This window comes from Micromonospora sp. RTP1Z1, from assembly GCF_033804685.1.
In the GTDB taxonomy this organism is placed as follows: Bacteria; Actinomycetota; Actinomycetes; order Mycobacteriales; family Micromonosporaceae; genus Micromonospora.
On record NZ_JAPFQV010000018.1, the window covers coordinates 78,096 to 88,489 of the forward strand.

The following is a 10,394-nucleotide window of genomic DNA, read 5'->3' on the forward strand; positions in this document are numbered from 1 at the left end:
TGCGGTGACTACCGCGGCGCGCCCACCGCGGCCGGCAGGATCAGCACGTCGTCCAGGTTGGCGAACATCACCCGGTGGCCGAACTGGATCTGCACGTACCGGTTCTCACCCCGGACCACGGTCCGGTCACCGGGGGCGGAGCCGTCGAAGGAGACCGCCCGGTAGTACTCGCCCGGCAGGACGCCGCCGAGCGCGTACCGCTGGCCCGCCGGGAAGGTGTACTGCAGCGGCGAGATGGTCTGGTACGGGATGGTGGCCGGGTAGGCGGCCTGCTCGGGGTAGGCGCGGCCGTACACCGGGATGGTGGTCCTGCCCGGCTTGGGCGTCACCACGAAGCCCTGCGCCCACTTGGCGGTGGGTGCCGAGGCCGGGTTGAGGAACCAGGCCTTCTGGCCGAGGTACCAGATCGCGGTCCAGTCACCCTGGACGTCGGCGAGGGCGTACGTCTGACCGGCCGAGGCGCGGGCGCCGTGGTCGGAGATGTACATGGTGTCCGGCGTGCCGTTCGGCCGCAGCCCGCGGTCGTTGACCAGCGGGGCGGTGTCGCTCGGCGCGGTGTGCAGGACGACCGAGGAGGAGCCGCGCAGCGGGCAGGGCGCGGCCGGCGGGGTGGGCTTCGGGACGCCCGGCGGCTGCTGGTTGCAGCCGACGAAGGCCGGCTGGTTGGTGGCGTAGTCCGGGTCGATGGTGACCAGGCCGGTGTGCGGCGTGCCGGTCGAGTGGAACGGTGCCTTCATCAGGTCGAAGTAATGCGACCAGTCCCAGTACGGGCCCGGGTCCCAGTGCATCCCGGCCACGGTCCCGGCGGTGGTGCCGGGGACGTTGTCGTGGCCGAGGATGTGCTGCCGGTCCAGCGGGATCTGGAACCGCAGCGCCAGGTGCCGGACCAGCTTGGCCGAGGTCCGGTACATCGCCTCGGTGTACCAGGTGCCGTGGCCGGCGAAGCCCTCGTGCTCGATGCCGATGGACTTGGCGTTGACGTACCAGTTGCCGGCGTGCCAGCCGACGTCCTTCGCCTTGATGTGCTGGGCCACGTAGCCGTCGACCGAGCGCAGCGTGTAGTGCCAGCCCAGGTAGGTCTTGGTCTGCACCAGCTTCACGCTGGGGCCGAAGTAGCCCTCGGTGTCGTGGATGACGATGTACTCGATCTTCTGCTGGGCCGGCCGGTCGCCGAGGTCGTGGTTGCCGTAGTCGCCCGGCTTCGGGCCGTACTGCTCGTACGGCGCGGGGATCCACTCGCAGGCGAGGCGGACCGGGCATTCCAGGCCGTCCGGCCGCTCGGCGCGGCGCAGCCCGAGCCGGTGCAGCCCGGACTCGTCGGGGGTCACCTCGCGGGCGGCGAGGGTGACCCGCTGGCCGTCGTCGGTGGTCCGGCTGGCGCCGACGCGGATCTGGTCGTACACCTCGTCGGCGAAGGCGGCGGCGGCATCCTCGGTGTCCGCGCCGGAGTACCGGGCCACCGCGCCGTACCAGGCCGCCGGGTCGCTGCCGGCGCCGACCGGCGCGGCCAGTTCCTTCTGGTACGACGCGAGCAGCGCCGCCCCGCCGCGGATGTTGGCGGTGGCGTCGGTGCGCAGCGTCTCCTCGGCTACGCCGGTGAGCGCGGCGGCGGCGTCGAGGGTCTGCAGGGACGCCGACGGCAGCAGGTCCCCGGTCGGCTCGGCCGCCGCGGCGGTGTCGACGACCAGAGGCCGGGACTCGTCGCCCCGGGGGTCCTCGTTCTCGTCGACGTGTGCGCTGGACGGCGTGGCGGCGACCTGTTCGGCGTCGGTCAGGTGCATCGGGCCGTAGCCGCCGCTGGTGCTGGGCTGGCCGGGATGGGTGTCCCAGCGGGACTCCAGGTACGACACGCCGAGCAGGACGTTCTCCGGCACGCCGTACTCGGCCGCGGCGGCGGCGTACTGCTGCTGGCGGTCGATGGGTTCGTCCGGTCCGGCGGTGAGGGGCTGCGCGGCGACCGGTCCGGCGGTGAGGAGGGCGGTGGCCGCCGCGATGGCGGCGGCGAGCAGGATCCGGCCGCGCGGCGGCACGGGTGAGAGGTGCATGGAACCTCCAGGTCAGGTGGGGGTAACTGCGTGCTCACCCTCGCCCCGGACATGGCTCCGGGTCAATACTTACCTGTCAATGATGTTGGATGAAAGTTTTCTTCAGCGGTTCCCCGCCCGTTCCGGGCATCGGGTACGGAGTGTCACGGCGTCGCGGGTTGCGGATCGATAACGGAGATCTCTACTCTGGTCAATCGTCGACCGGTGTGTGCATCGTCCAACCCGGGTGGTGACGGTCCGACACCGCCGAGTCGCCTCCGGGTGAGCCGGGGACCCAGGTATCTGGGGTGAATCCGCAGCACTGCGGTAGGGCGGCTCCCTTCCCGTCCGAACCCGTCAGCTAACCCGGTAGGCGGTCAGCGAAGAAGGAGAACGAAAGCCCGGTGGCATACCATGCCCCGCGGCCACCGTCGGTCCGGTCGACAGACCGGATGACGGCTCCGCCGCGTCCACGCTGGTCCCGCTTCACCACCGCCCTCGCCGCCCTGGCCGGCACCGCCGTCATCCTGACCGGCGGCGCCACGGCGGCCCATGCAGAACCGTCGGTCACCGAGATCGAGCGCCAGATCGACCAGGACTGGAACAAGCTCGAACCGATCATCGAGCAGCACAACGCCACCCGTCAGGACCTCGCCGTCAAGCGCAAGCAGGCGGACGCCCTGGCCAAGCAGATCGCCCCGTTGCAGCTCCAGGTCGACCTCGCCATGGGCCAGGTCGGCGGCCTCGCCGTCAACGCGTACAAGGGCGAAAGCATGTCGACGGTGAACGCGCTGCTGGGCAGCCGCTCGCCGGGCGACGTGGTCGCCAGCCTCGAACTGCTCGACCGCTTCGCCCACCGCCAGCAGCAGCAGGTGCGCAACGTCGTCGAACTCCGCGACGAGCTGGCCGCCAAGAAGAAGCCGTTGGACCAAATGGTCGCCCAGCTCACTCGGACCGAGGCCCAGCTCGCGGCGAAGAAAACGCAGATCAACGCCGAGATCGCCAAGCTGGACAAGCTCCGGCTCAAGGTCTACGGCAGCGGTGGCGGCGGCCCGCTGCGGCCCGCGCCCTGCCCGTCCGGCTATCCGGGCGGCCCCGCCGGGGTCGCGGTCAAGTTCGCCTGCGCCCAGATCGGCAAGATCTACGTCTGGGGCGCCGCCGGCCCGGACCACTACGACTGCTCCGGCCTGACCATGGCCGCCTGGGGCAAGGCCGGCGTCTCGCTGCCGCACAACGCCCGGCAGCAGCACGACGTCACCCGCCGGGTGAGCCGGAGCGAACTGCGCCCCGGTGACCTGGTCTTCTACTACAGCGACCTGCACCACGTCGGCATGTACGTCGGCGGCGGCTGGGTGGTGCACGCCTCCCAGTCCGGCAAGCCGATCACGATGAAACGCGTCGACGACGGCCAGATCAACAGCTACGGCCGACCGGGCTGATCCGCCGGAAGGGGCTCCCACGCGGCGGGGGCCCCTTCCGCCGTCAACGGGTCGGCCAGGTGCGCCAGAGATGCCATGCGGGCTTGGCTGTCACTGGTGGCGGTGGTCATCGTGCCTGTCACCTGCGGCGGGGGTGGTGAGGCGTGGGGGACATCGGTGGCCGGTCGCGAACCTGTGACGGCCTGGAGACGGCCTGGCGGTCGCGGAAACCGAACGCCAGGCCTGCTCCGCTGACCGCACTCGAAGCGCACTGTCAGCTTGGGAATTGTCGATGTCTGCCTGGCTACTGGCGTGACGGCCTGGTCTCGGCGGTCTCTCGTGGCCTCGGCTGGCCCGTGCTGTCCTCGCCCAATGGCACGCTAATGGCATGCCGGGCAGGACAAGTCATGATCTGTAGATGCTTGTTGCAGCGGGAGCCGAAGCGCAGCCGATGGAACTGGCGCTCTTCGCGCTGTTGGTCATCGTCCTTGGCCTCATCTCGGTTGGCCAGGGCTACGTGTATCGGCGGCGTCGGTCCCGAGGCAAGGATCCCCTCCTCCCTGCCTGGGCTCCGGGCGGCTGGTGGCCTCGCCATCCAACGGCAACTCTGCGCGCCGGCTGGGCAACGGCTGCGGTCGGCATCGCTCTGCTACTTCTCGCGGTGTACCGGCAGTTCTCGGCGTAGCTGGAGCTTGGACCCGGGAGCGCCAGTTTGGAAGGACGAAGATCACCGCGCCGAGATGCCCGAAACGCCTGCTGGCGGCAGGGGAGTGGGCCACGACTCACGCCCGCTCGTGCCCGTCCGGGACACCGACTACTGGCACGTGGCTGGCATGCCGCGACCGCCTGATCCGTAGCCTCGGCGGTGCTGTCCCAGTCGGTCCGGACCGGCGCTTGGCCCCTGGCACAGAGCCTGCTGGCGTCCTCGCCCGTGCGTCACAGTCCGAGGCCGTTGCTGTCAATCGCTGCTGTCAAGGCGGCCCGCCCTTGCCTCGACCTGGTTGCCAACCAGGCCCCCCGGGTAGAGGCAGATCTATGGACCCCCGGGACTTGTTCCAAGTGCTGTTGGGCATCGGCGGCCTGGCCCTAGCCGGCTACGGTCTTCGTCTACTACTGACGCGCCGCATGTCGCCTTTTGCCCAAAGGAGGTGGAGACGCCCGGTCGATGCAGGGATGTGGTTTCTCTGCGGTGGGCTCTCCTTCTTGTTACTCGCAGTGGGGTATCTCGGCCGACTCAGCGGCGCGTTCGGCCCCGCAACAGCGTGGACGCTGGCGGCCGTGGCGGTCGTGTTCCTCGCACTCGGCCTCCTCAGGTACCGGCCACGTGATAGCAGACGTGGCGAATCCCCGGACGTGACGTAGCCAGGCTCCAACGGCACCGCCAGTTTGGAAGAGCGTCCTCAGCCGACCGTGATGCCCGAAACGCCTGCAGCTGGTGGCCGCTCCAGTTGCGCCTAGTGTCCGCTCGTGCCGGCAGGTTCAGCCGGTCGTAGCATTTGATCTTGCCGGTTGGGTGGGGCAGGATGTGCCGCCGTGCGTGCAATGTTGACCTTGGCTGATCGGGAAGAGATATCCCGTGGCTTGGCCGAAGGCTTGGAGTACAAGCAGATCGGTGTGCTGATCGGCCGGGATCCGTCGGTGGTGTCGCGGGAGGTTGCCCGGCACGGCGGCCGGGCCGGGTACCGGGCCGCGGCGGCCGACGCGGCGGCGACGGTTGTCCGGTGTAGGCCGAAGACGTGGGCGGTCGAGCGGGCCCCGGGCCTGCGGGAGGTGGTACGCGAGCGTCTGCGGCTGGGTTGGTCGCCGGCGTCGATCGCGGGTCGGCTGGCGTTCGACTACCCCGACGATCAGGCTTACCGGGTGTCTCACGAGGCGATCTACCAGTGGGTGTACGCCCAGCCGGTGTCCACTCTGGCTCGGGAGTTGATCCGGCTACGCACCGGCCGCACCGCCCGTCGTGGCGGGTCTCGCCCCCAGCCTGCGCCGCGGATCCGTGAACCCCGCTACCTCGACGAACGCCCCGCCGAGGTCGAGGGTCGACAGGTCCCCGGGCACTGGGAAGGCGACCTGGTCATCGGCAAGGCAGGCAAGAGCGCGGTAGCGACGCTGGTCGAGCGCACCTCCCGGTTCGTGGTCCTGGTCCCGCTGACCGGCCGGGACGCCCTGACCGTCGGCGACGCGATCATCGCCGCCGCCGGGACCCTACCGCCACAGCTCGCCAGGTCGTTGACCTGGGACTGCGGGTCGGAGATGGCCGGCCACGCCCGGATCACCGCCGCCGGGCTGCCGGTGTACTTCGCCCGCCCGCACTCACCCTGGCAACGCGGCAGCAACGAGAACGCCAACCGGATCCTGCGCGAGTACTTCCCCAAGGGCGTCCCAATCACCTCCGACCCCAAATATCTGGCAATGGTGGCTTCCGAGATCAACGACCGACCCCGTAAGATCCACGATTGGAAGAAGCCCTCCGAGATATTCACCGAACTCGTCGAGGCAAATGCTTCCACCGGCTGAACCCGCCGCCCCCTGTGCGCCCCGGCTACTGGCCCACGGATGGCCCGCGCCGCGCCTTCGGGGTAAAAGAAGACCATGGGGATACGTCTCGGTAGTGTCGTGATCAATTGTTCCGATCTTGAGACCATGACGAAGTTCTGGGCCGCTGCGCTGGATCTCACTCCTGGTCCCGGCAGCGATGATGGCCGCTTCCGGGTATTGCGTGGGCCTCGGGTCAACGTCTCGCTACAGGTCGCAGCCAGTCCGGTCAGCGCCCGCGATCAAATGCACTTCGATCTCTACAGCGACGACCAAGAGGGTGAGGTGCAACGCCTCGTCGGACTCGGTGCCAGTTACGTACGGCACGACGACGATCCGAGGGACCCCTACGTCGTGCTTGCCGACCCCGAAGGCAACGAATTCTGCGTGTGCGCCAGAACGACGATCGATTGAGGTGGGTCCCGTCGTAGGTGGGCAGTGCCTGATCCGATGAGCGGATCTCCTCGTCGGGGAGGCTGGTAGCCCTTGTGGTGCCCGGCGAGGTGATCCGCGGCTGATCTCTGAGGAGGGTCGGGGTTTGGGGCGGAGCCCCGAGGTCTTTTGATCGTCCCCACGTGTGGCCGGCCGGCCCGGCCGATGCCGGCCGGAGGTCGCCAGCAGGCCGGGGCCGGGCCGGCGCCGCCTTGATCCTCTAAGAGGCCAATTCGGCAGTGGCCACTCATCACGCCCCGCCGCCAGATGTCGAGGAATCTGGCTGCTGTCCGCGTCCTAGGTCAACCGTCAAGCATGTGGTGGGACTAGGCCGTGTTTCAAAGATGGGTTCGGTGTGAGGAATGGCTTTGACCTGCCGACGAACACAGCCCATGGACGGTGCTCCGTTATTCGAGGTCCGGACGGTGCAGCGTCAGCGATTGGAACCGGTGGCCGCGGCCGACGTCTACGGGGTGGAAGCCCACGACGTCGAACGACGCGGCGGCGAAGCCGAGCAGCTGCTCGTCGGTGCGAAACGAGAAGAAGCGCGGCGGCTCGTGCTGGTCGTCGCTGATGGGACCTTCGGCGCTCTCGTTGCCTCCGTACACGCCGACGAAGAACAGCCCGCCGGGGCGCAGGATCGCCCGGATCGCCGCGAGTACCGCGGGCAGGTCGTGGTTGGGCACGTGCAGCAGGCAGTTCATCGCGAACACCGCGTCGAACGAGCCAACCGGGAAATCCAGGTGCAAAAAGTCCATGACATAGGCCTCGATGCCCTTGGCCCGACAGAGCTCGACCATCACCGGCGAGAGGTCGGACGCGACGACGGCAAAGCCCTCCTGCTGGAAGTAGACGCTGTCCTGTCCGGTACCGGCGCCGATCTCCAGCAGCCGCGCGCCCGGCGCCAGCCGGTCACGGAACGCCTGCCGTTCCGCTAGCTTCCACGGCTCCTTGGTGAGCGCGTCACGCGACGCCGCGTCCAAGTCGTACGCCTCACGCAGCGGGCCGAGCACCTCGGCGTATCGGATCGTCATGTCGATCATTATCGACGAGCCGGGACGGTCACGATGTCCCGCCGCGACGGCCCCGACGCGGGCTACACGGGGCCTACCTCGACCAGGGCTAATGGCACGCCAATGGCACGCCCGCATGATTGCAGATCTTGGAATGTCGAAGGCCCTGGCTGGGACTCGCGTCCTGACCAGGGCCTTGATCGTGGAGCGGGTGACGGGAATCGAACCCGCACTGTCAGCTTGGGAAGCTGATGTTCTGCCATTGAACTACACCCGCAGGCGGCACCACTGTACCTGAGGTCACCGCGCCGGTGCATCCAGGTACCTCCGGCGAGCCCATCCGCGGCCCCCGCCGCCGGCGAAACCACCCCGAAACGATCTTGGAAGCACTGACCGGCACCTATGCAGCAGAAAGTTTCACTGCGGCAACATATGCCCGTTCTCAAATCCGTCGATCAGTTGTAACGTCACCCACACGTTCCCAGCCACGGCGCGACATACCCCCTGTCGTGCCGCCAGAAAGAGGTGGGCCCATGGGACTTCGTCCCAACCTGCTGACCCGGCGTGCCGCCGGCGTCGCGTCGACGACCCTCGCGCTGCTGCTCAGCACCGCTGCCGTGGGCGTCGTTCCCGCTGCTTCGGTCTTGTCGGCCGCCCCCGGCGCATCCTGCGCCGAGCCGACCGACGTCCACTCGGACGCGCGGGTCAAGAAGGGCGGCTCGGCCAAGCTGGACCCGAACGAGCTGACCGCCAAGCAGGTCCGTGACCGCGAGGCCGACCTCGCCAGCGCGCTGCGCGAGCGGGCGAACTTCCGCGCCGGCGCCGGTGCCGCCCCCTTGGCCACGGTCACCATTCCGGTCGTCGTCCACGTCATCCAGCGCGACACCACCCGGGCCGGCGGCAACATTCCGGACTCGCTGGTCACCGCGCAGATCGACGTGCTCAACAAGGCCTACGCCGGCACCACCGGCGGCGCGCCCACCGCGTTCGGCTTCCAGCTGCAAAAGGTCCAACACGTGACCAACGCCGCCTGGTACCCGATCGTGCAGGGCTCCTCGGCGGAGCGGCAGATGAAGAGCTCGCTGCGCGAGGGCGGCAAGAACACGCTCAACCTCTACCTGGGCGAGCTCAGCGACAACCTGCTCGGCTGGGCGACCTTCCCGACGCGCAAGCTGAACAGCATGGACGGCGTGGTCGCGCTCAGCGAGTCGCTGCCGGGCGGCACCGCCACCAACTACAACCAGGGCGACACCGGCACCCACGAGGTCGGCCACTGGCTGAACCTCTACCACACCTTCCAGGGTGGTTGCTCCGGCTCGGGTGACAGCGTCACCGACACCCCGGCGGAGTCTTCGCCGGCGTTCCAGTGCCCGACCGGGCGGGACACCTGCACCGCCGCCGGCCTGGACCCGATCACCAACTTCATGGACTACACCTACGACTCGTGCATGTACCAGTTCACCCCTGGTCAGGCGAGCCGCATGCTGACCGCGTGGAACGCCTACCGCGCGGCGTGACACCCCCAGCAGAAGCCGGTGCCGGCTCCGTCTCAGGACGGGGCTGGCACTGCCGCTTCCGGGTCTCGACCGGGGGGGTCAGGCCGCCGTGCGGCGGGTGTCGAAGCCGTGCCGGCCGCGCCGCGCCGGCCGCTGATCGGGTACGCCCGCGGCGTTGCCGGTCGGGTGCGCCGCCTGCGGGTCGAGCCAGACCTGGACGGCCGGCTGCCCGCCGCCGGGGCTCGCCGCGTCGCCCTGGTCGCGCCGGGTCAGCATCGCCACGTCGACGGTGAACTCGAACAGCCGCCAGTCGACCTGCGGCGCGGCCCGGCCGATCTCGGCCACCCGGGCCACCCGGGCCTGGTCGGTGACCGGGCGGGCGCGGCCCGCCACGTACGCCTCGTCGTCGCGCTCCTCGGGCGGGAACGAGTGCAGCGCGTAGCGGCCGTCGCGTTCGAGGTCGCGGCGCTTCGGCGAGTCGATGACGAAGCAGAAGAGCCCCTCGTCGGTGATGACCGGCGAAACCGGGTGGACGCGGGGGCCACCGTCGGCGCGGACCGTGGCAAGGTAGCCGAAGCCCGGCCCGTACTGCTGCATGAGAAGGCGGATCTCGTCGGCGAGGCGGGGCTCGTCGGCGGCGAACTCGGACCAGGAAGCCATGCCGGCATTCTATCGAACACATGTACGAATGCGCAGTCCGACACGCAGGTCACCCGTACCGGTCGCTATGGTGTTCCGATGCTGCTCTCCGACCGCGACCTGGTCTCCGAGATCAAGGCGGGCACGCTCGCGCTGGAGCCGTTCGAGCCCACGCTGGTGCAACCGTCCAGCATCGACGTACGCCTCGACAAGCTCTTCCGGGTCTTCAACAACCACCTCTACACGCACATCGACCCGGCGGTCCAACAGGACGAGCTGACCTCGATGGTGGAGGTGCCCGAGGGCGAGCCGTTCGTGCTGCACCCGGGCGAGTTCGTGCTCGCCTCGACGCTCGAGGTGATCTCACTCGGCGACCAGCTCGCCGGCCGCCTCGAAGGGAAGAGCTCCCTGGGCCGGCTCGGGCTGCTCACCCACTCGACCGCCGGCTTCATCGACCCGGGCTTCTCCGGCCACGTCACGCTGGAGCTCTCCAACGTGGCGAACCTGCCGATCACCCTCTGGCCCGGAATGAAGATCGGTCAGCTCTGCATCTTCCGGCTCTCGTCGCCCGCCGAGCATCCGTACGGCTCGGCGGTCTACGGCTCCCGCTACCAGGGGCAGCGCGGCCCGACGCCGAGCCGGTCCTGGCAGAGCTGGCGCACCTGGCCGACAAGTAGGCGCTGACCTGCTGTGCAATAGATCCACTCGCATCTCCTGCGTTCCGCAGGTTCGCGTCGATATAGTCGGCGCCCGGGCCTGAAGGTGCAGGTCAGGGCGTTGCAGACTGGTGGAAACGGCGAAAACCCCTAGTGACACGCCTGACCGTGGATGACTTCGTCT

At 69.1% G+C, this 10,394-nt stretch carries 9 protein-coding genes, 1 tRNA gene and 1 riboswitch; of the genes, 6 read left to right on the forward strand and 4 right to left on the reverse strand.

Annotation, left to right across the window (positions count from 1 at the left end):
• Positions 1–8: 8 nt before the first annotated feature.
• Complete coding sequence (locus tag SLP03_RS12105) at positions 9–2,045, reverse strand: peptidoglycan recognition family protein (protein WP_319460650.1); 2,037 nt, start codon at positions 2,043–2,045, stop codon at positions 9–11.
• A gap of 234 nt (positions 2,046–2,279) precedes the next feature.
• A riboswitch (cyclic di-AMP (ydaO/yuaA leader) is annotated at positions 2,280–2,415 on the forward strand.
• 61 nt (positions 2,416–2,476) lie between these two features.
• On the opposite strand from SLP03_RS12105, the gene SLP03_RS12110 reads away from it, so the two are divergent.
• The 4 genes from SLP03_RS12110 to SLP03_RS12125 all read left to right on the forward strand — a co-directional run bounded on the left by SLP03_RS12110 (position 2,477) and on the right by SLP03_RS12125 (position 6,388).
• A complete protein-coding gene (locus tag SLP03_RS12110; protein WP_319460651.1) occupies positions 2,477–3,463 on the forward strand; it encodes an NlpC/P60 family protein in 987 nt (328 codons plus the stop codon).
• Positions 3,464–3,860: 397 nt separating this feature from the next.
• Positions 3,861–4,127, forward strand: a complete 267-nt coding sequence (locus SLP03_RS12115; RefSeq protein WP_319460652.1) for a hypothetical protein — start codon at positions 3,861–3,863, stop codon at positions 4,125–4,127.
• Positions 4,128–4,993: 866 nt separating this feature from the next.
• Positions 4,994–5,956, forward strand: coding sequence for an IS30 family transposase (locus SLP03_RS12120; RefSeq protein WP_319460653.1), 963 nt, complete (start codon positions 4,994–4,996; stop codon positions 5,954–5,956).
• A 75-nt stretch (positions 5,957–6,031) separates the two neighbouring features.
• Positions 6,032–6,388 (forward strand): VOC family protein, encoded by a 357-nt coding sequence (locus tag SLP03_RS12125; protein ID WP_319460654.1) that lies wholly within the window; start codon positions 6,032–6,034, stop codon positions 6,386–6,388.
• A gap of 425 nt (positions 6,389–6,813) precedes the next feature.
• On the opposite strand, the gene SLP03_RS12130 is transcribed toward SLP03_RS12125, so the two are convergent.
• Positions 6,814–7,449, reverse strand: coding sequence for a class I SAM-dependent methyltransferase (locus SLP03_RS12130; protein WP_319460655.1), 636 nt, complete (start codon positions 7,447–7,449; stop codon positions 6,814–6,816).
• Between the two features lie 173 nt (positions 7,450–7,622).
• Positions 7,623–7,696: transfer RNA gene (locus SLP03_RS12135), tRNA-Gly, on the reverse strand.
• Between the two features lie 256 nt (positions 7,697–7,952).
• Between SLP03_RS12135 and SLP03_RS12140 the strand changes: the two genes are divergently transcribed.
• Complete coding sequence (locus SLP03_RS12140) at positions 7,953–8,936, forward strand: zinc metalloprotease (RefSeq protein WP_319460656.1); 984 nt, start codon at positions 7,953–7,955, stop codon at positions 8,934–8,936.
• A gap of 78 nt (positions 8,937–9,014) precedes the next feature.
• Here the strand turns inward: SLP03_RS12140 and SLP03_RS12145 are convergent, their stop codons facing one another.
• On the reverse strand, positions 9,015–9,575 hold the full coding sequence (locus tag SLP03_RS12145; RefSeq protein ID WP_319460657.1) for a pyridoxamine 5'-phosphate oxidase family protein: 561 nt from the start codon (positions 9,573–9,575) through the stop codon (positions 9,015–9,017).
• A gap of 78 nt (positions 9,576–9,653) precedes the next feature.
• Here SLP03_RS12145 and dcd point away from each other — a divergent pair, with 78 nt between their 5' ends.
• Complete coding sequence (gene dcd, locus SLP03_RS12150) at positions 9,654–10,238, forward strand: dCTP deaminase (RefSeq protein ID WP_319460658.1); 585 nt, start codon at positions 9,654–9,656, stop codon at positions 10,236–10,238.
• Positions 10,239–10,394 lie beyond the last annotated feature (156 nt).